Below are 24334 nucleotides of genomic sequence, written 5' to 3' on the forward strand. Positions count from 1 at the left end.
ACTACCTCACCTCCCCTAGAGTATCAATGTTCAGAGATGAGAGAGGTTTGCTGATGGTCACGTCTTGGAGATGACTGAGCCCCTCACTAGTCATCTCAATCCAATAATCGACCACAGAAATAAAGGGATCTAAACGATGGCTAATGATCAAAAAACTTCTTCCTTGATTTCTGTCCTCCAACATCCACTGACAAAAATAATGGCAAGCTCTATCATCCAAACCAGCAAATGGTTCATCTAGCAAAATCACAGACGCCTTGCTGGTAAAGATGGTCAGCAGCTGAAGAATCTTTTGCTGGCCACCACTTAATTGATAGGGACTCCTATCAAGCGCCTGCTCCAGATTAAAATATCGTAAAGCTTGGAGAATCCGTTGATTTCTTTCAGAGTCTGGACTATCTAATTGCAGTTCCTCTCTCAGACTAACTCGGATAAACTGCTTCTCAGCTTCCTGAACAACACCTGTCAGATCACGATACAGACTTTTTTTCTTTTTCAGGACTTTCCCCTTCCAAGTAATGCACCCTTTATACTTTTGAAATTGAAGAATAGAGCGAAAGAGGGTTGATTTCCCGACACCATTGTCACCCAAGATACAGGAAATTCCTTGGTAGAATGTAAAATCCGCAATTGAAAAGAGGGAGCGCTTATCCAGCTCACAAGTCGTTCTATCCATATGGAATAGTTCTGGACTAGAAGCAACTTCCTTTGAAGCAACCTTTGTCATCTCAGAGGTAGGGATTTGAAACACTTCCCTTAGTTGGCCATCTCTTAGCTCCACCATATGGTCGATATAGACTTCATAGTCCGTTAAATCATGGTCACACAGGATAACTGTCTTCCCATCAGAGACCAACTCTTTTAGAATCTCCAATATCTCTATCCTACTCTTACGATCAATGGAAGCGAAGGGCTCATCCAAGAGATAGACCCTAGGATTCATAGCAAAGAGAACTGCCAGTGCAGCCTTTTGCTTTTCTCCACCTGATAAGTGATGAATTGGACGGTGCAAGATTGCCTTGCACCGACATTGCTGGACAACCTCTGCTATTTTAGAATCAATTTCCTGAACGGGATGCCCAATATTTTCCAAGGTAAAAATCAGCTCCTCAAACAAGTTCTCCATTGTAAATTGATGATTAGGATTTTGAAAGAGAATACCAACCGTCTGGACACGTTCGATGATAGAAAGCTGACTGACCTCGCTCCCATTTATCAGGACTTGACCGCTATAGGGAAGAGAACTGACTTGGGCAATCAATTGAAAGAGGCTTGATTTTCCAGAACCACTGCTCCCAACTAACAAGGTAAAGGCTTGCCCATGAAAGGTAAAATCAATCGGTTCTGAAAAAATTGGGGACTGAATCTCCCGTAATTCCAGCCCCATCTATGCTTTTCCTCCAGTTGCAAACTGATGATAGAGTTTGACAATGGCACGAACCAAGATAGTACAGAAGAAAAAGACGGAAATAAAACGTACCACTAGCAAGGAAAGGACAAAAGGAAGGGAGAAGGCATAGTAACCTAACTTAATGTATTCATAGACAAAGCTAACAAGCGTAATCCCAATACTATTGGCAGTTAGAGAGAGCCAACTTTCATAGCGATTCTTGGTTACGATAAAACCAAGTTCACTTCCCAAACCTTGAACCAAGCCAGACAAAAGGGCACCTAGACCAAATTGGCTACCATAAAGAACTTCAGCAAGCGCAGCTAGCCCTTCTCCAATCGTTGCGCTTCCCACTCTTGGAACAAAGATGGCAGCAATGGGTGCAGCCATACACCAGAGACCAAAGAGGATTTCATTGGCAAAGGCCTGTAAACCAAGAGGTGCTAAAATCAGGGTGAGGATATCAAACAGATAGCCTGAACCCACAAAAACGCCACCAAAAAAGATAGACAAGAAAGCAAGTAAAATAACCTCTTTTAACTGCCATTTTTTCAACATAAAAAACTCCTTTTTTAAAGAAAAGTGGGGTATTCAAGGTGAGCTACCGAAAGGCTTAACGTCCAGCCTATCCTCTTTTGATAAACAAAAAAACTCCAATTACAAACGAGAATTAGAGTTTACCTTACAAGATTAGACAGTTCTTTTCGACATACGAAAAAAACCTTTTCACATTTCCCTTCGACAGTACTAACTGTATCAGGTTCAATGGGTATCATCTCAGCCTAAAGCACCCCAAATGTCTTTATTATTTAATTATATAATTATTTTAACAGACGATTTATTCTAGTTCAAGGAATTGAACTGGAAATACAGCCTTGTACTCAAAAAGACAGCAGATCTTTCTTTTGCAAAAAATAAATGACTTATTTGATGGATTAGCTATTTGAACTGAATCTGGACATATCTTTTTAGAAAAAAGAAAATCCTACTCCCTCAGAATCCAAGGAAAAATTGATGCCTATTGTTCACTCATTTCCCGAACAGTTTTTTCTATATTTTTTGCATACGATATTGCTGAAATGATTGAAACGCCGTCAACATTGGTCTTCATAATATCTTTAATATGTTGCGTCTGTATCCCACCAATTGCAACTAAGGGAATTTGTGGCAATAGTTTTCTCATCAATTTAAGACCTTCATAACCTATAGCACCACCAGCATCATCTTTTGACTGGGTATCAAATACAGGACCAACACCAACATAATCTACATATTCAACTTTTGATTGTTGAAATTCTTCCTCGTTTTTTATAGAAAGACCAATTATTTTATCTGGCATCAATTTTCTAATTTCATCAACACCAAGATCATCCTGTCCTACATGTACACCATCAGCATCAATTTCCATTGCCAAATCAATATCATCATTAACAATAAACGGAACATTGTATTTTTTACAAAGATCCTGTAGTTTAATTGCTAATTCGACTTTTTCTTTACCTTCTAAGGCTCCCTCACCTTTTTCACGGAATTGAAATAAGGTTATACCACCTTTTAAGGCTTCCTCAACGACTCTATATATATCTTTTCCTTGGCAAGTAGTCGTTCCACAAATAAAATATAGTTTTAGTAATTCTTTATGAAACATCTTACTTCACTCTTTTGAATTCCTTTACATCTTCGTCTGTAATCTCGTATAAGGCATTTATAAATTCAACTTTAAATGTTCCAGGAAGATGCCCATTTGGACGTTTTTCTGCCATTTCTCCAGCGATATTGTAAACCAACATTGCTGTTTCTAATGATTTCAATTCTTGACCTTTTTCAAGTCCGATAAAGCTTGCTACTACAGCACCTAATAAGCATCCTGTCCCAATAACTTTTGGCATCATGGCACTACCATTATGAATCGTTACAACTTCTCCATTAACCGCAATGGCATCCACTTCACCTGTTACTACTATTGGAATATTGAACTTTTTATTTGCTGCTAGAGCAATTTCATCAATATTATCTACGCCTGCACTATCTACTCCTTTAGATGCCACATTTATTCCTACTAAAGAGGCAATCTCGCCAGCATTTCCCCTAATCGCTGCCAGTTTGTAATTATTGATTAGATCATCTGCTACTTTTTTTCTATATTCTCCTGCTCCACAGGCTACAGGATCTAAAACTGCAGGAACATTATATTTTTCAGCAATTTTTAGTGCCTCTTGGTACAGCTTCCAATTATTATCCGTTAAAGTCCCAATGTTAATCAATAATCCTCCAGCATATTTTAATAGATCTTCTAAGTCTGCTGGGTACTCGCTCATAGCTGGTGAGGCACCCAGTGCTACTAATCCATTTGCTGTAAAGTTTTTTACAACATCATTGGTGATACAGATTACTAATGGTGCTTTTTCTTTTAATAATTTTAAACTTGTCATATTGAAATCCTTCCTTTTCACTTTATACGATCTACTGATTTCGATTTATCTCTATCTTTCGTTAAGAAATTTTTCAGTTACATTGAATGATTTACCTCATCAAATTTGTCAGTATCCTGAACTTTCCCTAAGCATCATAACCAATATCAAAAAAGGCTAATTCTAAAGCGACTGCTTGGTTCCAGCGTTGCTTAAGTTCTGTCAAATCTTCTCGACCTTTTCCGACACGATTGAGTTCGTCAACCAGAAATTGAACCCACTCTGCAAAGAAAGGACCTCTGTGGAGATTAATCCATTCCGAATGAATATAGGCTTCAGGTAGAGCCAAATCTTTAGAACCCCAGTCTAAATAGAGACCTTCTGCAATGACCAGCATGACTAAAAGATGGGCATAGTCTGATGATGATACAGCAGAATACATAAGCTCCTGAAAGGCTTTTGTTACAGGATGCAAGGTCACTTCCAGATAGTCATTCTCAGATACTTTTAAATCTTTGAAAGCTTTTTGGAAATAACCGTCTTCATCTGCTTCAAGAAAGCCTAGTTGCTTGGCAAAACGAAGCTTGGATTCAAGCTGGTCTGCGTGGGCTACGCAAGCACCCAGCATGGATAAGAAGGCATCAAAGAAGTGATAATCTTGAATTAGGTAGTCTTTTAAGACCTTATTCTCAATTGTCCCCGCAAAAAGTTCCTTAACAAAACGATGATTGATTGCAGCCTGCCAATCCTTCTGACTGCTTTTTAATAATTCTCCAACAGTCAAACCTGGCTGAAATGCATAGTCTTGTCTTTCCATATTTACTTTTCCTCTCTTTACTCGTTCGTAATCAACAAAACATCAAGAAAATCCTAGTTTTACTTGACCTTTTTAAAGAAAATCAAGGGCGTTCAAGAAAAGCTACCTAAATGCTTTGTATCACCTTCATCCAGTTTATATAAACAAAAAAACTCCAATTACAATCAAGAATTAGAGTTTAGCTTACAAGATTAGATCGTTCATTTCGCCATACGAAAAAACGTTTCACATTTCCCTTCGCCAGTCTTAACTGTATCAGGTTCAATGGGTATCATCTCAGCCTAAAGCACCCCAAATGTCTTTATTATTTAATTACTGCACCAGTATAGCAAAAAATGAAAGCCCTAGCAAGATATTTGACTGAAAAATATATTTATATAGATTTCAATGGTGATTTATTCTTCCTATAGACGAAGAAAAACCTCCACATCAAGTGGAGGCAAGCTATTTTATCAATACAATTTTAAGTCACGAGGGTCAACTGGGAAGGTTGGATTGTATGGGTTGTGACGGAGTTTGAAGTGTTTGACATCTTCAATAGTCTGAGTTCCAGATAACTGCATAACTGTCTTCAATTCTGCATTCAAGTGTTCAAAGACTTGACGCACACCAACACTACCGCCGAGAGCCAAGCCATAGATAACCGGGCGGCCAATAGCTACCAAGTCTGCTCCTGAAGCCAAGGCTTTAAAGACGTGTTGGCCACGACGAATACCAGAGTCAAAGACAATTGGTACGCGTTTGTCAACTGCTTCTGCTACTTCTTGAAGTGAGTCAAAGGCAGCTGGCCCACCGTCGATTTGACGGCCACCATGGTTGGTTACCCAGATACCAGAAGCTCCAGCAGCAAGCGAACGTTCAACGTCCTCACGGCATTGTGGCCCCTTGACATAAACAGGAAGTCCTGAGTATGTAGCGATAAATTCGACATCGCGTGGAGATAGGCGCTGTTTAGCTGATTTGTAAACAAAGTCCATTGATTTACCAGCACCTTCTGGCAGGTATTCTTCAACAATCGGCATGCCAACTGGGAAGACAAAACCATTACGCTTATCGACCTCACGATTGCCCCCTACCGTAGCATCAGCCGTCAAGACAATCGCTTTATAACCTTCAGCCTTCACACGGTCCATGATGTGGCGATTGATACCATCATCTTTACTAAAGTAAAACTGGAACCAATGAGGTGTCCCTTGAAGGGCTTCCGTAATTTCTGGAAGGTCGACAGTAGAGTAAGAGCTGGTTGTATAGAGAGAACCAAACTCATGCACACCACGCGCAGTCGCCACTTCACCCTGTTCATTTGCCAATTTATGAGCCGCAACAGGCGCCATAATGATTGGTGAAGACAATTTTTCGCCTGCAAATTCAATCTCTGTACTTGGATTTTCTACATTGCAAAGTGTATGAGGAACGATGAGTTTGTGGTTAAAGGCACGAATATTCTCACGCAAAGTGAAAGTATCCTCCGCCCCACTAGCGATATAGCCAAATGCTGCTTTAGGAATAACTTGTTGCGCCATTGGCTCCAAATCATAGGTATTGATGAAATCTACATGACCTTCTGCATTGCTTGTTTTGTATGACATAAAATGTCCTCCTTGATAAGTAAGCGTTTACTTTGTATATTACAAAAAATATTCTAACTCTTTTTTCAAAATTTTTCAAATATTTTGTTTGGAAATTTCATGCTTTCAATCATTTTACAGAGATAATTAAAAATGATGAACTTTCTTAAGTTATGGAAATTCAAATAATCTTTTCATTTTCTAATACTTTATCATCAAATTGTTCAGCTAGTATAGTTGCTGAGTGATAAAGTTCCTTTGCTTTATTTTTATCATTTTCAAAATAAAGATAGCACTTAGCTTCAAATACTGAAATTCCAGATTTATAGACTTGCAACATTGTTACTGATAAAATTTCATTCATCTTTTTTACTAGAGATATCATATGCTTATAGTCACTATGAACAACATAAACACCCGCTATGGCACAAAGAACTGATAGTAGCTCTACATTATACATTTCATCACTAACTAATTGCTGTTTCAACAACTTAATCCGAAAATCATCTAATGCTCTCTTCTATAAATCAAGTCTTGACATTGCATAGCAAAATAATCAATTAATAGTAAATCATTGAATGTGTAAACTTGCTTTAGTGTTACTTGCTTAAAATAATCATCAAAAATATCTTCAGCGAAACTACCTGTCCCTGTCCTTATCAAGTCTAATATTCTTTCAATCAAGTCTAGACTCAGCAACTCTTCCTCAGGAAGAGCTAGTTCTTTATTTTCAAGAAAAGTATCTATCGGAACTTCTAATCGCTTAGATAAATATTGTAACTTAGTAATTGTTGGCAAGGATTGCCCAAGCTCAGTACGCATCAGCTGTTTGATTATTAAGTCAGCTTCTGTCCACAGACCTCTTCTCTCGTCAATTTGTGACGTTCATGTTCCTGTCTTACTCTATGACCAATTTCAGTTTTAATATCTGTTGTCATTCTTACCTCTTAACCACAATCCATAAATTAACATACTTTTAATTCTTCGGCTAAAAATTAACAATAATTCTTTTTCAAATCCGTCATATTATTTTCCAAAACTTGGATGTCTTGGCTGACTTTGAGAATGACAATGCTTCCTTGAATACTGGAGATGACTTGACGGGCCTGCAACTGCGCCCGCTCTTCTGACCAGTCAGCATGCAGGTCTTGCAAGAGGCTGGCTAACTTCTCTGTCCACTGGGTCATAAAATCATTGAGAGGAAAGCGGAAGTTCTCATCTTCTGTGGACAATTCCACAATCAGATTACCAATTGGGCAACCATAAAAGACCGTCTGACTTTCATGAAATTGACAAACCCAGTCAATCATATCCGAAAACTTGTCACTGTCAGACTTGTCTGCTTCAAAAATATCTTCAAAAAGCTCTTTTCGCCAATTTGCTAAAATATCTTGAATGACCGTCAAACCAATTTCCTTCTTAGATTTGAAATAATAATAAAGCTGCCCCTTGCCAACATCAGCTGCCTCCATGATGTCACTGATGGAGGTGGCCACATAACCCTTCTGATAAATCAATTTCTCAGCACTTTGTAAAATACGCTCTTTAACACTCATCTGCTCACCTCTCTTTTTCCTATTATAGCAGATTCAGAGCCTGAAACCAAACAATTGAAACCACCTCCTTTTGCCACTGTTTTATCATTAAAATTTTTGTTCTGAGCAAATTAATTTACAAATTCAATTTTAGATGTTATTATAATTGTACCGAATGGTCAGTATATAACTAAAACTACCATTTGGAAAATCATCAAACTAACAGTCTAAATTCCTATTGGCTGTTAATCAAATCATATTAGGAGGAACCTCATGTTCAATCAGAAAAATGTCGCATTTGTTATCACAGACCCACAAGTTGAATTCCTAAAACATACTGGTAAAGGATTCGGAGCAACTAAAGACGTTCTTGAAAAAGTTAATACTATTGAAAATCTGACAAAGCTTTTCGCTCTTGCTCAAGAGCGTGGCTACAAGCGTTTTATCTCACCGCACTACTTCTATCCACACGATCACAAGTGGCAATTTAAAGCTGCTGGTGAAACGATGATGATTGAAAACGAAATGTTTTGGCGTGATAGCCAGTATTCAGCAATTCCAGAAGGCTCTGGAGCAGATATGATTGAAGAGATTAAACCATTTTTGGATGAAGATACTATTGTTGTCAACGGACATAAAATCTTTGGCCCAGAAAGCAACGACCTTAACCTTCAACTCCGCAAAAATGGTATCGACACCGTCATCTTGGCTGGTATGAATGCTAATCTCTGCGTGGATTCACACATGCGTGAACTCATAGAATTAGGCTACAATGTCATTGTTGTTAACGATGCTGTCGGTGCTCCAGGTGAAGAAGCCTACCAAGCTGCACTAACAAACTACGGCTACATTGCCAACCAAGTTTTGACAACTGAGGAAGTTATCGCTCAACTTTAGTATTAAAAACAAAATCAGGTAATCCTAGCGACTACCTGATTTTCTATGTTTTAAGAATTTTGCCAATTTTCTTGGTCTTCTTTAAAGCGTTTTAGAAGGTCGAGTCCTTCTGGTGTGATATAGCCTTCTTCTTGGGCTAGGTGAATGAGTTCACTGTAGTTAGAAAGCGTCACAAGTTTGACACCTGCATCTGAGAAGTTCTTATCTGCTTTTGGCAATTGGTAACTGAAAATCGCTACAACACCAAGTACATCTGCACCTTCGCGTTTAGCTGCTGCTACGGCCTCAAGAACAGAACCACCTGTTGAAATCAGGTCTTCAACCACTACCATTTTTTGACCTTGAGCTACACGGCCTTCGATTTGGTTACCAGCTCCGTGGTCTTTTGGTTTGCTGCGGATGTAGGCAAAAGGCAAGTTCATCTTGTCAGCGATGATAGCTCCGTGTGGAATCCCTGCTGTCGCAGTTCCTGCAATCACTTCCACCTCTGGAAAGGCTTCTTTGATAGCATCTACAAAACCATTTTCAATTAGAGTACGAGTTTCTGGATAGGCTAGTGTCACACGGTTGTCAGTATAAATCGGCGATTTGATACCAGATGCCCAAGTGAAAGGCTCCTCTGGTTTAAGGTAAACGGCTTGGATTTTCAAGAGGTGGCTAGCGATATCTTTAGCAAGTGTCATAGTATTCTCCTTTGTTTTTATAATCTATTTCTTTAATTTCAGTCTTGGTTCCATTCATTCTTGATAGCATGATAAGCTACAACAGGATCCTCAGCTTGGGTAATAGGACGTCCCACTACGATATAGTCACTACCGATTTGATAGGCGTCCGCTGGCGTCATGACACGTTTTTGGTCTCCTACCGCAGCTCCCGCTGGACGAATTCCCGGTGTCAAACAGATAAAATCTTTGCTTGTTGCTTCTTTGATAAGCTTGACTTCCTGAGCTGAGCAAACGACACCGTCCAAGCCCGCTTCAGCTGTCTTCTTGGCATAGTGAATGACCGATTCTTGAAGACTGGTTTGGATATTTTGAAAGTCTCTCATTTGTTCTTCAGAAGTTGAAGTCAATTGAGTGACAGCAATCAATTTTGCTTCTTTTCCAAGACCTTCACGCGCAGCCTTCATCATCTCTACACCCCCAGCAGCATGAACATTGGTCATGTCTACACCAAGCTGAGATAAGACCTTCATAGCAGATTTGACTGTATTTGGAATGTCATGTAGCTTAAGGTCCAAAAAGACACTATGCCCCAGTGACTTCAAATAACGGACAACTTCTGGACCTTCCGCATAATAAAGCTCCATCCCTACTTTTAGATAAAGACTTTCTTCTACTGGGAAAAGAGATAAAAATTCCTTGACTGCCTCAAAACTAGGAAAATCAAGAGCAATAACTGGACGATATTCACGCATACCTTTCTCCTTTTACCTTTAAGAGCAAGAGAGTATGGTCAAAAATAAACCACGAAAAAAGGAACCTGCCAACAGCAAGGTTCCACGAAAAATGGGTAGAGTTCACCCTTTCACCGTCTAACCTTAGCTGCCTCTCTGGACTGCTTTAAAGGTTTTTTTCTATTCTATTATTTATAGTAGGACTTGTCAAGCAAAAACTCGAAACTGGACTTCTATACCATTCAAAATCAAGAGGAAAAGTTAGTCTAACGACTCTGTGATTGCTGGCTCGTTTGGCTTTGATTTCTCTGTTCTTCTTGTTTTTTCTTTTCTTCTTCCTGTTTTTTCTTCTCAGCTTCCTGTGCCTCTTGTTTGGCTTTTTCCTCAGCCTCTTCTATCAGTTTATCCGCTATCGTATAGCTGTATACTCCAGCTTCCATATCGACTACACTCGGTTCTGACAATTGGGGCTTGATTTTGCTGTAATAAGGCAATTTTTTACTCAACTCTGACAAGGGAACCAATATTTCATCTGTATCCAGCATGGTGATTTTTAGAAGATCGGCAGTTGCCTTACTTGGAGCTAGTTCGATCTTCTGGATTTTACTCTTGATATCCTCACTGATGCTAGAAAGACCTGAAATCAGATCCTTCACCTGCTGCTCGTCATTAAAGGTAACTGTCAGATAAGTCTCAGGCAAGTTTAAGCGATTTACAGGAGTTGACTCAACCGCACCACTAGAAAGAATTGGATAATACTCTTCACCAGACACATAATAACCGACAATATCAAACTCCTTAACCTCAATCGTAAAGTTAGTCGGAAATTGATAGTCAATCTTCGCTGATTCTATCCAATGGTTAGACTTGATTCGCTCAGCGTATGTTTCTTTATCCAACAATAGAGCTAAAGTATAGTCACTATCTTGAATTCCAGAAGCCTGTTTGATGTCATCCGCCTGCGTGTTACTATTTCCCTTAACCTCGATATTTTTGATGGTCGAAAGTGGAGTCAACAGATAGACTGAAAAAAGGAGGACTAGGACACTCGGTACCAAGATACTCACAGCTCGCCAAATATGAACAGGCGCAATTTTAGGTTTGGCTGGTTTCTCTGTTTTTTCTTTTTTCTTCTCTTTTTCTTCTTTGACTTTAGAATCATCCTTTTGAGATTTTTCTTCTTTTTCGGATGATTCTTCGTCTGGAACAGTTTCGTTCTGGTCGGAATCACTTGATGACTTCTTACTTTCCTCTAACGACTTAGAGTTTTTCCCCATTCGAGCCTGTTTTTCCTTTTCCTTCTCCTCAGCTAGGGCAGCTTCTTCCTCAGCCTTCTTCTTTAGGTATTCCTGGTTTCGTTTCTGCCATTCAGACAATTCTTGCTTCTGGTTTGATTCTTTTTTCTTATCCTTTGACATTGATATTCCTTATGATAGGTCTTTTCTTAGTAGATCGTAAAAATCCGCAAGAGATTTCAATTCAGTCGAAGCTTTCATGCTAGCTTGGTATTGGTCCTTGTGACTAAGCAAGTGACTGAGTTTCGCCTCCAAGCTTTCCAAGGTCAAGTCGCTTTCTTGAAGTTCTTCTGCATAGCCTTTCTTAACAAAGTAGGCTGCATTTTCAATCTGGTCTCCTCGACTTGCTTCACGACCCAATGGTACGATGAGATGGAGTTTCGCCATGGCCAAGAGCTCAAAAATCGTATTGGCACCGCCACGCGTCACCACCACATCTGCCATCTCCATTAAAGGTTGATAGAGATCTATCACATAATCAACACGAAAGAGATTTTGACTCAACTCATTGAGGCTTGAATCTCCAGTGAGATTGATAATATTGTAGCGTTCGGTCAGTTCTTGCTTATGATCTGTCACCAATTGGTTAAAGACACGAGCTCCTGCAGAACCACCGACAAACAATACCGTTGGCAATTTAGGAGCAAAGTGTGTTTGGATATCCACCAATTCATCTGTTTCAGGAGTTTTTTGGTCTGAAACCTTGGTTACTGCCCCCACATGCTCGACTTTTGCAAGACTAGCAGGTTGCTCAAATGTTGAATACATCTTGGTCGCAAATTTATAGGCAATTTTATTGGCCAAGCCCATAGACAGGTCCGATTCGTGAATAAAGACAGGTACTCCTGACACACGCGCTGCGATAACCGGTGGTACAGACACAAATCCTCCCTTAGAAAAAAGAGCCTGTGGACGCAGTCGTAACATGATAAAGAGGGATTGGACAATTCCCCAACCAACTTTGAAGACATCCAGCATATTTTGCCAAGAAAAATAGCGACGCAACTTCCCAGTCGCAATGGAGTGGAAGGTCACATTCAAGCCTGACTTGAGGATTTCTTGGTGTTCGATTCCGTGTTTATCACCAATATAGTGAACTTCCCAGCCGTCTTCGATGAACTTAGGCATTAACAAAAGATTGAGGGTGACATGTCCAACCGTCCCCCCACCTGTAAAGACAATTTTTTTCATATTATTCCTTTAACTCCGCTACTGTGTCGATAAAGAGGTCGCCACGTACTTCAAAGTTAGCATACATATCCCAGCTAGCATTTGCAGGACTGAGAAGGACTACATCTCCTTGAGTCGCAAGCTCATAGGCCTTGCGGGTCGCATCTGCAATATCAGTGGCATCCACATAAGCCACACTAGCCTTATCCGCTGCCCGTTTGACACGCTCAGCAGATTGACCAAGGATGACCATCTTCTTGAGCCCTGTGATATCTGGTACCAATTCGTCAAACTCATTGCCACGGTCCAAACCACCTGCAATCAAAATGACCTTACTATTGTCAAATCCTGACAAGGCTTTTTGAGTGGCTAAGATATTGGTTGACTTGCTATCATTATAGAATTTGACCCCCTTGATTTCATCCACAAATTGGAGACGGTGTTTGACACCACCAAAGGATGAAAGAGTTTCCTTGATGGTTTGGTTGTCTACACCACGGAGCTTGGCTACTGCAATGGTCGCAAGGGCATTTTCCACATTGTGGCTACCTGGAACTCCGATTTCATCAGCTGCCATGACCACTTCCCCACGGAAGTAGAGTTGACTATCTTCAAGATAAGCTCCATCAACCTTTTCCTGTGTTGAAAATGGTACAACAGTAGCTTGTGTTTTGGTAGCCAATTCTTTTGCCAAATCTTGGTTAAAGTTCAATACAAGGAAATCATCCGCTGTCATCTTGTTCTGGATATTCCACTTAGCTGCCACATACTCCTCAAAAGAACCATGATAGTCGATATGAGTGGGCATGAGGTTGGTAATAACCGCAATCTCAGGATGGAATTCTTGAACCCCCATCAGCTGGAAAGAAGAAAGTTCCATGACGAGCGTGTCCTTGGCTGTCGCAGTTTGAGCCACTTGACTAGCAGGATAGCCGATGTTCCCTGACAAAAGACCGCGTTGACCAGCAGCAGTTAAAACTTCCCCAATCATCGTCGTTGTGGTTGTTTTCCCATTTGAACCCGTGATACCGATAATTGGCGCTTCTGAGATTAAATAAGCCAATTCCACCTCAGTCAAGACTGGAATCCCCTTTGCCAATGCCTTTTCAATCATGGGATTGCTATACGGGATACCTGGATTTTTCACCATTAGGGCAAATTCTTCATCCAAGAGCTCCAAAGGATGCCCACCAGTGACAACCTTGATTCCCTCTTCTAGCAAGCTTTGCGCAGCAGGATTTTCCTCAAAAGGCTTGCCGTCATTTACTGTCACAATAGCACCCAGCTTGTCTAGCAAACGGGCTGCAGACTCACCAGACTTAGCTAAACCTAAAACAAGGACTTTCTTATTTTTAAATTGATCGATTACTTTCATGTCTCAAACTCCATTTCTACTCCTACTATTTTACCATTTTTATGGAAATAAAAAAGCCACAAAGTGTATTTGTGACTCTTTCTTCTAACTTAATGTTCTCTTATCATCGATGAGATAAATCGGTAACTCGAATTACTTGATCCACTTGCTCCCAGATAAGAGGATTATGGGTCGCAATAATAATGGTCCGATTCGGATTTTTTAGAGATTCTAATATAGAAAGTAATTCCTCAGAGTTTTTGGGGTCTAGTGAAGCAGTTGGTTCATCTGCGAGGATCAAAGGTGGATCTTTTAAAATTATTTTCGCTAGAGCAACACGTTGTGCTTCTCCTCCTGATAATTCAAAGATAGGTTGCTTCAAATCCAAATAAGAGAGGTTAACACGGTTTAGAGCTTGTTTCATCAAAGAGATTTTCTCTTTTTCTTTCAACTTTTTACCAACTAAACCCAGATTGAGATTCTCTTTGACGGTTTGACTTTCAATTAAGCCAAAATCTTGAAATAAGTATCCTAAGTAATCTCTAAAGAAAACAGAAGGCTTGATGTCCTTAAGAGAAGTACCATCATAGATGATTTGTCCTTTGTCATATGGCTCTAATCGTCCAATCATATTCAAGAGTGTTGTCTTACCACAGCCACTTGTACCGATTAAGGCATAAATTTTCCCACCTTCAAAATGAAGATTAGTATCTGAAAATAGCTGACGGCTTCCAAATTTTTTAGATATATTCTTTAGTTCAATCATCCTATTTTCCTTTCATAATGGTCATAGAAACACGAGATTCTTTCTGTGCTTGACGGTAGAGAGTCAGTATAGCACTAACGAGGAAGATCGATAAAGTTACCAATCCAATCACCACATCCCGACTAAGCCAAATAAAGAGACTCGCACCGAATACAAAACTAGCAAATTGACTAATCATATACTGAGCGTGCGTTTCAAAAAATCGTAAACCTGAAATTCGTTTAATCAAGATATCTCGACGGAATTGCTCGAAATATAGAAGATTGACAGAATAAAAGAGTAACAAGGAACTAGCTATCCCAACAATAGCTCCTAAGATTAAAGTTGCTGTTTCAGTTTGAACTTCATTATAACGAGTTAGATAAACACTTCTTCCTTCTTTAAGATAGGATATTTGCTCATAAATTCCAGCTTTCTTCAAGAGTTTAATCCCATCTTCATATCCTTTGACAAAGATATTCTTACCAGCATTGATAGACCACATAGATTTAGAAATGATACTATCACCTATAGATGTTGGAGTAAATACAACTAAAATCGGATCAGTCAAATACTGAGTGGATACGGGATTCTCACCGTTATTATAAACAAATCGCTTTTCTCCAGTTGGAAGATAACTAACAATCGCTCTCATTTCATACTCTAAAGGAGCACTTGCCTCCTCACCAGATTTTCCATAATAACTCAATCTTTCTTCAAAAACTTTCTTAAGTTCTGCTTCCTGTGAACGAAGAGATTCTGGTAATAAGAGTCCAAATTCACCTTTTTGAAGATGAGCTAACTTCTGTTTGGTCTCATCATTTACAGTCACATTTTCCTTGTCCAAATAACTGGGACTAACATAGAGCGTATTAGCATCTGGACTATAGGTATCCAGTGTTTCCCCTTTTTCATTTTTTCCTTGTGGATTGGCAAAATGGATCAGATTATCCTTTACATAAAGGGCTTGTTCTTCTTCGATTGCTTCCTTGGCAAAGGCATACCACTTATTCTGATTTTCTGTATCTTTTACTCTATCACCTAAGCCAAAAGAAATTTGATAATAGTCTGCTCTGTCCTGCCATGCTTGTTTTGAAATTTCAAGTTCTTTCAATCGTTGGTAAGACGTTAAGCCTGTCTTAACAGCGTAGCCTACTGTAAAAACAGCTACTAACTGACACAATAGGGTTAAAGTCATCAAGCGTTTAAGGGGTAATCTCCCTTTAATAACAGGAACTAATGCTTTGTAACTCAAACTCATTAAATAAAGGAGCATTAGAAAAATTGAAATACCCAATAAAAACAACAGATAGAAACTAATCCCAAAACCATAGGTGGCTAACAAGATAGGATAAAACAAACCTTGACTAAAAAGAACGACTCCCCCACCTAGGAAGGAAAGGAGGGCTGATAGAAGGAGCCACTTGATATCAGTCGATAAAGAATGCCCCATGATGGATAAGAGAGTCTGACCAGAAAAGAGTTTTATACCTGCAGCTCTCATTTCCTTAATCCGAGTGATAATCACTAGAGCAAAGAAAGATAAGCCAAATATTGCTAAACTAATTAAAATAAGGGGAATTAGTAACATTTTAAAAGCAAGAGAATAGGGCGGTGTCTTTCGGTCAGGAATTGCTTTATAACCCAAATCTCCTAATTTATCGGCTAGCTTTTCTTTCGTCAAGGAGCCTGACAAAAGGAGATAACTACTTAGCGGATCACTACGTTCACGACTTTCTTGGCTAGCTTCTTGGAATTCTTTTGGTAAAGTTCCTTTACCATAAGTTGCATAAGTAAAGTGAGTCGTCCCATCCTTACTCGGCTCTACAATTCTTCTAGCTATTAAACTCTGTTCTGAGTTTGCAAAATTCTCCAATTCCTGTTCAAATACCTCACGCGTCGGCTCTTGAGTATCTTTTTTGACACGAAGTAAGGAGACGGAATCATAGCTTGCATATAAATATTGTGGCGCACGTAAGACAATAATCCAAGCAAGGAAGAAGCTGAGAAAAAAAGTTGATAATAATATGAATAGTTTCTTCATAGTAGACTCCTTGTGGTGAAAATTGATTTCAGGAGGTAAGATTTCAGAGTATGAAATCGGTTTCTATTTATCGCAAATATATCACCATTATGATAAATTGTCAATAGATTTTAGCAAAATATAATTATATTTTTTTGGACTAACTTTTTAAACTTCTATAACAATATAGAGCTCTTAAAATGTGGAAAAAAACTCACTTGAACAAAATATTTTTAGGTTTATTCCTTTTTGCAAGAAACGGAATCTTAGACTTTCCGTTGTGATAAAAATGCCTGAAAACAATAGATTTCAGGCATTCGGAAACTTTGAGACTATAGGCTCAAAGTTTAGGTATGGAATTTCGAAGAAAGTCGCTACCGTCCGTAATCACCTAAGGAAAGTCTTAAAAATCTTATTTTAAATCGAAAAAGAGAGCCATAGCTCTCTTTCTCTTTATCTTCTTCTGCTCTTTTTTTCAGACATGAGCGTAATGTCTCTCAAGCTAAAGTAGGCTAGGACCAGCATGGCGATTGTGACAAAGAATTCTGTCGGTAATTGGAAGATTTGCAAGATGGACAACATCAGCAAAATCAAGAGTGCAACAACTACAAAAACCAAGATAACGATGTTGACTGTTCCTTTGATACTTTGGGGTGTCGCAAATACATAGAGTAGTAATAAGAGTATCCCTATGATTAAATAGACCATCTTTATCTCTTTCTAGCTCTTATTCAGCTGATTTTTTCTTTTTGTTGGCTTTCTCGCGCTCTGCCTTATTGAGGATTTGCTTACGCAAACGGATAGACTCAGGCGTTACTTCCATGTACTCATCGTCATTCAAGAACTCAAGAGACTCTTCAAGGGTCAAGATACGAGGTGTCTTGATAACCGCTGTTTGGTCCTTAGTAGCAGAACGAACGTTGGTCATTTGTTTGGCCTTAGTGATATTAACTGTCAAGTCATTTTCACGAGAATTTTCACCGATGATCATTCCTTCATAAACCTCAGTACCTGGGTTGACAAAGATCGTACCACGTTCTTCGATAGACATGATTGAGTATGTTGTAGCCTTACCAGCATCGATAGAAACAAGGGCACCACGGTGGCGTCCACCAATTTCACCCGGAATCAATGGCAAGTATTGGTCAAAGGTATGGTTCATGATACCGTAACCACGAGTCATTGACAAGAACTCAGTTGAGTATCCGATCAAACCACGCGCTGGAACAAGGAAGACCAAACGAGTTTGACCATTACCAGTTGAGATCATATCCAACATTTCACCCTTACGTTCAGAAAGGCTTTGGATAACAGATCCTTGGTATTCTTCTGGAGTATCGATTTGAACACGTTCAAATGGTTCACATTTAACACCATCAATCTCTTTTACGATAACTTCTGGACGAGATACTTGAAGTTCATAGCCCTCACGACGCATGGTTTCGATTAGGATTGACAAGTGCAATTCTCCACGACCTGAAACAGTCCATTTATCTGGTGAATCCGTTGGGTCAACACGAAGGGAAACGTCTGTTTGCAATTCTGCCTGCAAGCGTTCTTCCACCTTACGAGAAGTCACCCATTTTCCTTCACGACCTGCAAATGGTGAGTTGTTGACCAAGAAGGTCATTTGAAGGGTTGGCTCATCGATGTGTAGGATTGGAAGAGGTTCAATGGCGTCTGTCGGAGTAATAGTTTCACCAACAAAGATATCTTCCATACCGGATACGGCAATCAAGTCACCTGCTTTGGCTTCTTGGATTTCACGACGTTCCAAACCAAAGAAACCGAAGAGTTTTGTTACACGGAAGTTCTTCGTTGTGCCATCTAGTTTAGAAAGAGTAACTTGGTCTCCAACTTTCACACTACCACGGAAAACACGACCGATACCGATACGACCTACGAAGTCATTGTAGTCCAAAAGTGATACTTGGAACTGCAAAGGCTCATCTGAGTTGTCTACTGGAGCTGGGATATGGTCGATGATGGTGTCAAAGATTGGCGCCATTGTTTTTTCTTGGTCAGCCGGATCATCTGACAAGGAAGATGTTCCGTTAATCGCTGAAGCATAAACAACCGGGAAATCAAGCTGGTCATCATCTGCACCAAGCTCGATGAAGAGTTCCAAGACTTCATCCACTACTTCTGCTGGACGAGCTGATGGTTTGTCGATTTTGTTGACAACCACGATTGGGACAAGGTCTTGTTCCAAGGCTTTTTTCAATACGAAACGAGTCTGTGGCATGGTTCCTTCGTAGGCATCTACGACCAAGACAACACCGTCAACCATTTTCATAATACGCTCAACTTCTCCACCGAAGTCCGCGTGTCCTGGTGTGTCCATGATATTGATACGAGTTCCGTTGTAAGCAACAGCTGTATTTTTAGCAAGGATGGTAATTCCACGCTCTTTTTCGATATCGTTTGAGTCCATAGCGCGCTCTGCTAACTCTGTACGTGCATCAAGAGTTTCAGATTGTTTCAATAATTCGTCAACGAGGGTTGTTTTACCGTGGTCAACGTGGGCGATAATCGCAATGTTACGGATATCTTCTCTTAATTTTGTCATGATTTCCTCTATAATATTTAAAATTTATTTTCTAACTGAGCAATTATACCATATTTTCAAGTAAATAACATAATTCAAGTAAGTGTAAATGTTTTCACTCCGCTTTTCTAGTCAAGGCAACTCTTTTCAAAGTCAGAGACTTATGATAAGATAAGCTGGTATGCGTTTAGATAGATTATTAGCCCAAGAAAAGGTCAGCCGCAAGGCTATGAAACAGGCACTTTTGAAAAAAGAAATCCTAGTGGACGATTGTCCAGCCAGTTCCCTGGCTCAAAATGTCGACACTGGATTGCAGAAACTAGTTTTTCAAGGACGGCAGATTCAAGGATACGAGCACACCTACCTCATGCTTCATAAGCCAAACGGAGTCGTTACAGCTAGCAAGGATAAGGACCTACCAACCATCATGGACCTCCTTCCTCCGGACATCCAGTCTGACCAACTTTATACTGTCGGCAGACTAGACCGCGATACGACGGGACTACTGCTTTTGACAGACAATGGACCTCTTGGTTTTCAACTCCTTCATCCCCAGTACCATGTCGATAAATCCTATCAAGTGGTAGTAAACGGACCGCTCACGTCAGATCATATCCAAAAATTCAAGGATGGAATCGTCTTTTTAGATGGGACCACTTGTAAACCTGCAAAACTAGACATTCTGTCCACAAGCCCAACAGAGAGCCGTGCCTCCATCACCATCTCTGAGGGCAAATTTCATCAAGTCAAGAAGATGTTTCTATCAGTTGGTGTCAAGGTGACTGCCCTAAAACGCGTCCAATTCGGTGATTTTACATTAGACCCAGAACTAGTAGAAGGGCAATTCCGTCCCTTGAATCCAGAGGAATTGGAAATCATTAAAAACTACTTAGAGAAAAGTGGATAAAAGAAAAAAGCTTTAAATTTAAAGCTTTTTTTGTTTTTGCTTATCTAAAAACTAATGCGATGGCTGCAATCCAGTTAAGGACAGAAACTACAAGTCCTACGATATTGAGAATCTTTTCTGTTTTATAGTCTAGTCCAGATTCTTTTTGGTATGAAAAAGCCAAGACCAATCCTATGATCCCCAAAATCAGACCCACTATCGGAGATAGCAAGCCAAGGACGATAGATAAGATACCTAAAATAAGTGAAGGTTTTTTCTTTTGTTGTGAATTCATATTATAAAATCTCCTTAAATTTAATATAAATGATGATACCTTAAAATGCTAGCTTTATCTATCATTCGACAGTTTTTAATAGAATGTTAGCTCGTCTTCACTTTCCCTTTCCAAGAATCCAATCCATAAGAAAGGATATAAATCTCAGAAAAACCTTGTTTTTTCAGATAAAGTGCTGCATTGGTCACTCGTTGTCCACGTTGGTTTTCGTAGAGAAGGACAGGTTTATCCTTGCGAAGGGCTGCAAGGCTTGACTTCAACTGATTTGAAGGAATATTGCGAGCTCCGAGGATATGTTTTCTGTGAAATTCTGCTGGTTCACGGACATCAATCAATTGCCCTTTCCGAATCAAGGCTTCAAATTCTGCATTGTCCACAATCTTAGCCGCACGACGAATACGAAGGTAGTTATAGCCCATCCATGCCACCATTGCCAGTATAAGTGCCCACAAAATCCAAGTAACCATTAGTTCATTTCTCCATTTTTCTCAATATAGTCTAATTCTATCTTGTGCTCCCTGCGGAGAACAGCTTCCGCTTCTAAGTAATCTAGCTTGTCCATGAGACCTGCATCATAGATCCGAGAGAGTTCGAGCTTCATCAGTTCAATATCATACAAGCGCTTCCCCATGTAAACAATAATGCCAAACTGTTTGAGAAATTGCTGCACATCATAGAATGTTTTCATAGCTTCCATTTTAGCAGATTCTAGACTTTTTTTCAATACTGGACCGGCTCTTTCCCCCCTATTTTCTTCGTCTTCATTGCCCATTCTTCCGCAAGTGTGGTACAATAAAAACATGAGAATTCAACAACTACACTATATTATCAAAATTGTCGAAACTGGCTCTATGAATGAAGCAGCCAAGCAACTCTTTATCACCCAACCCAGTCTTTCAAATGCCGTTCGAGACTTGGAAAATGAAATGGGCATTGAAATCTTTATCCGCAATCCCAAGGGCATTACCTTAACCCGTGACGGGATGGAGTTTCTCTCCTATGCTCGTCAGGTCGTTGAACAAACCCAACTTCTGGAGGAACGTTATAAAAATCCTGTCGCCCACCGCGAACTTTTCAGCGTTTCCTCTCAGCACTATGCCTTTGTAGTTAATGCCTTTGTCTCTCTGCTCAAGAAAAGTGATATGGAAAAATACGAGCTCTTCCTACGTGAAACTCGGACCTGGGAGATTATCGACGACGTCAAGAACTTCCGTAGTGAGGTCGGTGTCCTCTTTTTAAACAGCTACAACCGTGATATTTTAACGAAAATGCTAGATGACAATCACCTGCTAGCGCACCACCTCTTTACCGCTCAACCCCATATCTTTTTTAGCAAGACCAACCCTCTAGCTAAAAAAGACAAGGTCAAACTGGTTGATTTGGAAGACTTCCCTTATCTGAGTTATGACCAGGGGACGCACAACTCCTTCTACTTTTCAGAGGAGATTCTTTCACAAGAGCACCACAAGAAATCCATCGTAGTCAGTGACCGTGCCACCCTCTTTAACCTTTTGATTGGTTTGGATGGTTACACCATTGCAACAGGGATTTTGAACAGCAACCTCAACGGAGACAATATCGTTTCCATTCCACTGGACATTGACGACCCGATTGAACTAGTCTATATCCAGCATGAAAAAACCAGCCTGTCTAAGATGGGTGAACGCTTTATCGAATACTTAGTAGAAGAAGTTCAGTTTGATAGTTGATAAACCATCAGACATATTTTATAATATTTCTTAGAAAATAATGATTGGAGAATATCGTTGAAAAAGTTTATATTGGCAAGTGCTGTTGTCCTTTCAATGGCAGGATTGACCCAATCACCTATCTACGCAGAGGAAAGCAACGCTAATCCTCCTGCTACCACCGAACAAAGCAACTCTAAGGAAGATAAGAAAGATCTTTCAACTAAAACTGAAGAGGAGGTTGCATCACTTCCAAAAGACAAGACAAAAGAAGAAGCCCCTAAAAAAGAAGGATGGCAGGAAGAAAACAAGCAGTGGCGTTTCTATGAAAATAATCAGCCTGTCCTAAGATGGAAAAAAATTCAAGATAAGTGGTTCTATTTTGACCAAGAGGGAAATCGACTCAGCGATACTATCTTTGACGGCTATGTTCTCAATAAAGACGGGGTCATGGTAGAAAATAGTTGGGTGGTTCTTGAAGGGAAATGGTACTACACCAGTGAGTCTGGAAAAATCATCCAGCAAAAATGGGAAAAAATCGGAGGAGTTTGGTACTACTTCGACAAAGATGGAGTCATGCTCAGTCAGACAATCGTTGATGGTTATCTCCTTACTAAAAGTGGGGCTATGGCTAACAATGGCTGGGTGAAGGTTGACCAAAATTGGTACTATGTCACACCATCTAGCAGAATCTCGCAAGACAAGTGGGAGAAAATCAACGGTTCTTGGTACTACTTTGATAAAAACGGCGTGATGCTCAGCCAGACAACCATTGGTGCCTACCTGCTTGACAGTAGCGGGGCCATGGCAGAAAACTCTTGGGTGAAAATCAATGAAAATTGGTATTACGCTAATGAATATGGGAAATATAGCCAAGACAAATGGGAGAAAATCAATGGTTCTTGGTATGCTTTTGAACAAAATGGAGTCATGCTTTCCAATAAATGGAAAGAAAGCTACTACCTCAAGGCCAGCGGGGCCATGGCGGAAAAAGAGTGGATTTTTGATAAATCCTACAATAGCTGGTTCTATCTAAAAGCGGATGGCCGTTATGCAAATCAAGAGTGGATTGGGGCATACTACCTCAAGTCTGGCGGTTATATGGCCAAGAATGAGTGGATTTACGACGACTATTACAAGGCTCGTTACTATCTGGACGATAGTGGACATTATGTATCAGGAACTTACAAGATAGACGGCAAGGAACACTTGTTCCAAAAATACGGCCAATGGATTTCTGAAGTTTCAACTGAAGGTGGATTTACAAAAGGCCAGTATAGCAATACCATCTTCCTAGATCCTGGACATGGTGGTCGGGATTCAGGTGCCTTCTACTACAATGTCGCTGAAAAAGATCTCAACATGCAGATTTACCGCAAACTTCGCGCTAAGTTAGAAGAACTGGGCTACAAGGTCCTCACCTCTCGTGATAGTGATATTGACGTTGACTTTGTTACTGAACGTTCTCGTATGGTTAATAAGACCAACTCTGACATTTTTATCAGTATTCACTTCAACGCTACTGGTAGCACATACTCAAAAGCGAGCGGTATTCAAACCTACTCCTATAGAGATGAACCTGATTATCCAAGTAAGATTAATCAATACTGGCACAATCACCCTGATCGTATGAGTGAAAGCAAACGCCTTGCTGCTGCTATCCACTCCTCTCTCCTAGCCGAAACAGGGGCTAAGGATGCTGGTTTATTGGAAAGTAGCTTTGCCGTACTACGCGAAACAGCCAAACCAGCCGTTCTCCTAGAGCTTGGTTATATGGATAATTTCTCCGAAAACCAACAAATCAGAGATAGCCACTACCAAGATAAACTGGTCGCAGGTATTGTGAAAGGGATCCAAAAATATTACGCTGGTCAGTAAAAAAAGTCTCGAGAAATCTCGAGACTTTTTATTTGCCTTCTTTTTTATCTTTATCAGGAAAGAGGTAACCAAGCCCTACACATGCTAGCACACCGGCAGCAATTACCAAACCACTTGAAATTGGAAAGAGATCAAAAATAGCATTTGCAATGATAAAAGAAATAATCAAGCACATCAGACTAGACTTGTAGTCTTTTTTCAAAAAGTTTTCTAGCGTGAAATAGAGGAACAATCCTACCGGAATGAGTGACCAGAGATTAACATCCAAACTTGGCCAACCAACAGAACCAAAATACAATACTAGCGCTGCTGCTACTAAAAATACAAGTCCCAATAATTTTTTCATTTTTTGTCTCCATTTTCTTTTTTTATTGACTTGAGTTGTCTGATACTGACCCCTTACGTCCCTTACATGAATCATTATAGCAGAGGATTTTT

26 protein-coding genes and 2 riboswitches are annotated in these 24334 nt (G+C 39.9%); of the genes, 4 read left to right on the forward strand and 22 right to left on the reverse strand.

What is annotated here, in order from left to right:
- Nucleotide 1 precedes the first annotated feature (1 nt).
- The 9 genes from HMPREF1516_RS04935 to HMPREF1516_RS04975 form a co-directional block, all read right to left on the reverse strand.
- A complete protein-coding gene (locus HMPREF1516_RS04935) occupies nt 2-1387 on the reverse strand; it encodes an ATP-binding cassette domain-containing protein (protein WP_033605924.1) in 1386 nt (461 codons plus the stop codon).
- A complete protein-coding gene (locus HMPREF1516_RS04940; protein WP_033605925.1) occupies nt 1388-1948 on the reverse strand; it encodes an ECF transporter S component in 561 nt (186 codons plus the stop codon).
- Between the two features lie 158 nt (nt 1949-2106).
- A riboswitch (TPP riboswitch) is annotated at nt 2107-2195 on the reverse strand.
- Between the two features lie 213 nt (nt 2196-2408).
- The gene (gene thiE / locus HMPREF1516_RS04945; protein WP_033605926.1) at nt 2409-3038 is read right to left on the reverse strand and encodes a thiamine phosphate synthase; all 630 of its coding nucleotides are present in this window, start codon (nt 3036-3038) and stop codon (nt 2409-2411) included.
- A 1-nt stretch (nt 3039) separates the two neighbouring features.
- Nucleotides 3040-3822, reverse strand: a complete 783-nt coding sequence (thiM, locus tag HMPREF1516_RS04950; RefSeq protein ID WP_033605927.1) for a hydroxyethylthiazole kinase — start codon at nt 3820-3822, stop codon at nt 3040-3042.
- A gap of 127 nt (nt 3823-3949) precedes the next feature.
- Nucleotides 3950-4618, reverse strand: a complete 669-nt coding sequence (locus tag HMPREF1516_RS04955; protein ID WP_033605928.1) for a TenA family protein — start codon at nt 4616-4618, stop codon at nt 3950-3952.
- 215 nt (nt 4619-4833) lie between these two features.
- Nucleotides 4834-4922, reverse strand: a riboswitch (TPP riboswitch).
- Between the two features lie 148 nt (nt 4923-5070).
- On the reverse strand, nt 5071-6207 hold the full coding sequence (gene lctO / locus HMPREF1516_RS04960) for an L-lactate oxidase (RefSeq protein ID WP_033605929.1): 1137 nt from the start codon (nt 6205-6207) through the stop codon (nt 5071-5073).
- A gap of 160 nt (nt 6208-6367) precedes the next feature.
- Nucleotides 6368-6673: a hypothetical protein gene (locus HMPREF1516_RS10175; RefSeq protein WP_162838149.1), complete on the reverse strand. Its 306-nt coding sequence runs from the start codon at nt 6671-6673 to the stop codon at nt 6368-6370.
- 20 nt (nt 6674-6693) lie between these two features.
- Nucleotides 6694-7008 (reverse strand): hypothetical protein, encoded by a 315-nt coding sequence (locus HMPREF1516_RS10180; protein ID WP_002880183.1) that lies wholly within the window; start codon nt 7006-7008, stop codon nt 6694-6696.
- A 173-nt stretch (nt 7009-7181) separates the two neighbouring features.
- Nucleotides 7182-7742, reverse strand: coding sequence for a TetR/AcrR family transcriptional regulator (locus HMPREF1516_RS04975; protein WP_033605930.1), 561 nt, complete (start codon nt 7740-7742; stop codon nt 7182-7184).
- 252 nt (nt 7743-7994) lie between these two features.
- Here HMPREF1516_RS04975 and HMPREF1516_RS04980 point away from each other — a divergent pair, with 252 nt between their 5' ends.
- Nucleotides 7995-8618 carry a cysteine hydrolase gene (locus HMPREF1516_RS04980; RefSeq protein ID WP_033605931.1) on the forward strand — a complete coding sequence of 208 codons (624 nt, stop codon included), beginning with the start codon at nt 7995-7997 and terminating at the stop codon, nt 8616-8618.
- 50 nt (nt 8619-8668) lie between these two features.
- Here the strand turns inward: HMPREF1516_RS04980 and pyrE are convergent, their stop codons facing one another.
- The 9 genes from pyrE to typA form a co-directional block, all read right to left on the reverse strand.
- Nucleotides 8669-9301, reverse strand: a complete 633-nt coding sequence (gene pyrE, locus HMPREF1516_RS04985) for an orotate phosphoribosyltransferase (protein WP_033605932.1) — start codon at nt 9299-9301, stop codon at nt 8669-8671.
- 38 nt (nt 9302-9339) lie between these two features.
- Nucleotides 9340-10035, reverse strand: coding sequence for an orotidine-5'-phosphate decarboxylase (pyrF, locus tag HMPREF1516_RS04990; RefSeq protein WP_001209639.1), 696 nt, complete (start codon nt 10033-10035; stop codon nt 9340-9342).
- A gap of 245 nt (nt 10036-10280) precedes the next feature.
- On the reverse strand, nt 10281-11432 hold the full coding sequence (locus tag HMPREF1516_RS04995; RefSeq protein WP_033605933.1) for a cell division protein FtsQ/DivIB: 1152 nt from the start codon (nt 11430-11432) through the stop codon (nt 10281-10283).
- 9 nt (nt 11433-11441) lie between these two features.
- On the reverse strand, nt 11442-12500 hold the full coding sequence (locus tag HMPREF1516_RS05000; RefSeq protein ID WP_033605934.1) for a UDP-N-acetylglucosamine--N-acetylmuramyl-(pentapeptide) pyrophosphoryl-undecaprenol N-acetylglucosamine transferase: 1059 nt from the start codon (nt 12498-12500) through the stop codon (nt 11442-11444).
- Nucleotide 12501: 1 nt separating this feature from the next.
- Nucleotides 12502-13854 carry a UDP-N-acetylmuramoyl-L-alanine--D-glutamate ligase gene (murD, locus tag HMPREF1516_RS05005; RefSeq protein WP_033605935.1) on the reverse strand — a complete coding sequence of 451 codons (1353 nt, stop codon included), beginning with the start codon at nt 13852-13854 and terminating at the stop codon, nt 12502-12504.
- A gap of 103 nt (nt 13855-13957) precedes the next feature.
- Nucleotides 13958-14599, reverse strand: a complete 642-nt coding sequence (locus tag HMPREF1516_RS05010) for an ABC transporter ATP-binding protein (protein WP_000571283.1) — start codon at nt 14597-14599, stop codon at nt 13958-13960.
- 1 nt (nt 14600) lies between these two features.
- Nucleotides 14601-16622, reverse strand: coding sequence for a bacteriocin-associated integral membrane family protein (locus tag HMPREF1516_RS05015; RefSeq protein WP_033605936.1), 2022 nt, complete (start codon nt 16620-16622; stop codon nt 14601-14603).
- A gap of 432 nt (nt 16623-17054) precedes the next feature.
- Nucleotides 17055-17309, reverse strand: a complete 255-nt coding sequence (locus HMPREF1516_RS05020) for a DUF3165 family protein (protein ID WP_033605937.1) — start codon at nt 17307-17309, stop codon at nt 17055-17057.
- A gap of 19 nt (nt 17310-17328) precedes the next feature.
- Nucleotides 17329-19170, reverse strand: a complete 1842-nt coding sequence (gene typA / locus HMPREF1516_RS05025; RefSeq protein WP_000164116.1) for a translational GTPase TypA — start codon at nt 19168-19170, stop codon at nt 17329-17331.
- A 160-nt stretch (nt 19171-19330) separates the two neighbouring features.
- On the opposite strand from typA, the gene HMPREF1516_RS05030 reads away from it, so the two are divergent.
- Nucleotides 19331-20056, forward strand: coding sequence for a 16S rRNA pseudouridine(516) synthase (locus HMPREF1516_RS05030; RefSeq protein WP_033605939.1), 726 nt, complete (start codon nt 19331-19333; stop codon nt 20054-20056).
- A 40-nt stretch (nt 20057-20096) separates the two neighbouring features.
- Here the strand turns inward: HMPREF1516_RS05030 and HMPREF1516_RS05035 are convergent, their stop codons facing one another.
- From HMPREF1516_RS05035 to HMPREF1516_RS05045, 3 genes are all read right to left on the reverse strand, one after another.
- Nucleotides 20097-20330 carry a hypothetical protein gene (locus HMPREF1516_RS05035; protein WP_007520408.1) on the reverse strand — a complete coding sequence of 78 codons (234 nt, stop codon included), beginning with the start codon at nt 20328-20330 and terminating at the stop codon, nt 20097-20099.
- 86 nt (nt 20331-20416) lie between these two features.
- Entirely contained in the window at nt 20417-20797 is a 381-nt protein-coding gene (locus HMPREF1516_RS05040; protein WP_007520409.1) for a rhodanese-like domain-containing protein, read from the reverse strand.
- Complete coding sequence (locus tag HMPREF1516_RS05045; RefSeq protein WP_050540635.1) at nt 20797-21027, reverse strand: YqgQ family protein; 231 nt, start codon at nt 21025-21027, stop codon at nt 20797-20799. The genes HMPREF1516_RS05040 and HMPREF1516_RS05045 overlap by 1 nt, the downstream gene beginning before the upstream one ends.
- A 103-nt stretch (nt 21028-21130) precedes the next feature.
- On the opposite strand from HMPREF1516_RS05045, the gene HMPREF1516_RS05050 reads away from it, so the two are divergent.
- Both HMPREF1516_RS05050 and HMPREF1516_RS05055 read left to right on the forward strand, forming a co-directional pair.
- On the forward strand, nt 21131-22039 hold the full coding sequence (locus HMPREF1516_RS05050; protein ID WP_033605941.1) for a LysR family transcriptional regulator: 909 nt from the start codon (nt 21131-21133) through the stop codon (nt 22037-22039).
- Nucleotides 22040-22096: 57 nt separating this feature from the next.
- Entirely contained in the window at nt 22097-23896 is a 1800-nt protein-coding gene (locus HMPREF1516_RS05055) for an N-acetylmuramoyl-L-alanine amidase (protein ID WP_033605942.1), read from the forward strand.
- 28 nt (nt 23897-23924) lie between these two features.
- On the opposite strand, the gene HMPREF1516_RS05060 is transcribed toward HMPREF1516_RS05055, so the two are convergent.
- Nucleotides 23925-24242: a hypothetical protein gene (locus tag HMPREF1516_RS05060; RefSeq protein ID WP_033605943.1), complete on the reverse strand. Its 318-nt coding sequence runs from the start codon at nt 24240-24242 to the stop codon at nt 23925-23927.
- Nucleotides 24243-24334 lie beyond the last annotated feature (92 nt).

The organism is Streptococcus sp. CM6 (assembly GCF_000526095.1).
In the GTDB taxonomy this organism is placed as follows: Bacteria; Bacillota; Bacilli; order Lactobacillales; family Streptococcaceae; genus Streptococcus; species Streptococcus oralis_BW.

Coding starts and splice junctions, on each gene's coding strand:
- HMPREF1516_RS04980 (WP_033605931.1), top strand. CDS start 7,995: ATGTTCAATCAGAAAAATGTCGCATTTGTTATCACAGACCCACAAGTT.
- typA (WP_000164116.1), bottom strand. CDS start 19,170: ATGACAAAATTAAGAGAAGATATCCGTAACATTGCGATTATCGCCCAC.
- pyrF (WP_001209639.1), bottom strand. CDS start 10,035: ATGCGTGAATATCGTCCAGTTATTGCTCTTGATTTTCCTAGTTTTGAG.
- HMPREF1516_RS05040 (WP_007520409.1), bottom strand. CDS start 20,797: ATGGTTACTTGGATTTTGTGGGCACTTATACTGGCAATGGTGGCATGG.
- HMPREF1516_RS05010 (WP_000571283.1), bottom strand. CDS start 14,599: ATGATTGAACTAAAGAATATATCTAAAAAATTTGGAAGCCGTCAGCTA.
- HMPREF1516_RS04940 (WP_033605925.1), bottom strand. CDS start 1,948: ATGTTGAAAAAATGGCAGTTAAAAGAGGTTATTTTACTTGCTTTCTTG.
- HMPREF1516_RS05020 (WP_033605937.1), bottom strand. CDS start 17,309: ATGGTCTATTTAATCATAGGGATACTCTTATTACTACTCTATGTATTT.
- lctO (WP_033605929.1), bottom strand. CDS start 6,207: ATGTCATACAAAACAAGCAATGCAGAAGGTCATGTAGATTTCATCAAT.
- HMPREF1516_RS04955 (WP_033605928.1), bottom strand. CDS start 4,618: ATGGAAAGACAAGACTATGCATTTCAGCCAGGTTTGACTGTTGGAGAA.
- HMPREF1516_RS05060 (WP_033605943.1), bottom strand. CDS start 24,242: ATGAAAAAATTATTGGGACTTGTATTTTTAGTAGCAGCAGCGCTAGTA.
- HMPREF1516_RS04995 (WP_033605933.1), bottom strand. CDS start 11,432: ATGTCAAAGGATAAGAAAAAAGAATCAAACCAGAAGCAAGAATTGTCT.
- HMPREF1516_RS05045 (WP_050540635.1), bottom strand. CDS start 21,027: ATGGAAGCTATGAAAACATTCTATGATGTGCAGCAATTTCTCAAACAG.
- thiM (WP_033605927.1), bottom strand. CDS start 3,822: ATGACAAGTTTAAAATTATTAAAAGAAAAAGCACCATTAGTAATCTGT.
- HMPREF1516_RS05050 (WP_033605941.1), top strand. CDS start 21,131: ATGAGAATTCAACAACTACACTATATTATCAAAATTGTCGAAACTGGC.
- HMPREF1516_RS04975 (WP_033605930.1), bottom strand. CDS start 7,742: ATGAGTGTTAAAGAGCGTATTTTACAAAGTGCTGAGAAATTGATTTAT.
- pyrE (WP_033605932.1), bottom strand. CDS start 9,301: ATGACACTTGCTAAAGATATCGCTAGCCACCTCTTGAAAATCCAAGCC.
- HMPREF1516_RS10180 (WP_002880183.1), bottom strand. CDS start 7,008: ATGCGTACTGAGCTTGGGCAATCCTTGCCAACAATTACTAAGTTACAA.
- thiE (WP_033605926.1), bottom strand. CDS start 3,038: ATGTTTCATAAAGAATTACTAAAACTATATTTTATTTGTGGAACGACT.
- HMPREF1516_RS05015 (WP_033605936.1), bottom strand. CDS start 16,622: ATGAAGAAACTATTCATATTATTATCAACTTTTTTTCTCAGCTTCTTC.
- HMPREF1516_RS04935 (WP_033605924.1), bottom strand. CDS start 1,387: ATGGGGCTGGAATTACGGGAGATTCAGTCCCCAATTTTTTCAGAACCG.
- murD (WP_033605935.1), bottom strand. CDS start 13,854: ATGAAAGTAATCGATCAATTTAAAAATAAGAAAGTCCTTGTTTTAGGT.
- HMPREF1516_RS05000 (WP_033605934.1), bottom strand. CDS start 12,500: ATGAAAAAAATTGTCTTTACAGGTGGGGGGACGGTTGGACATGTCACC.
- HMPREF1516_RS05035 (WP_007520408.1), bottom strand. CDS start 20,330: ATGAATTCACAACAAAAGAAAAAACCTTCACTTATTTTAGGTATCTTA.
- HMPREF1516_RS05030 (WP_033605939.1), top strand. CDS start 19,331: ATGCGTTTAGATAGATTATTAGCCCAAGAAAAGGTCAGCCGCAAGGCT.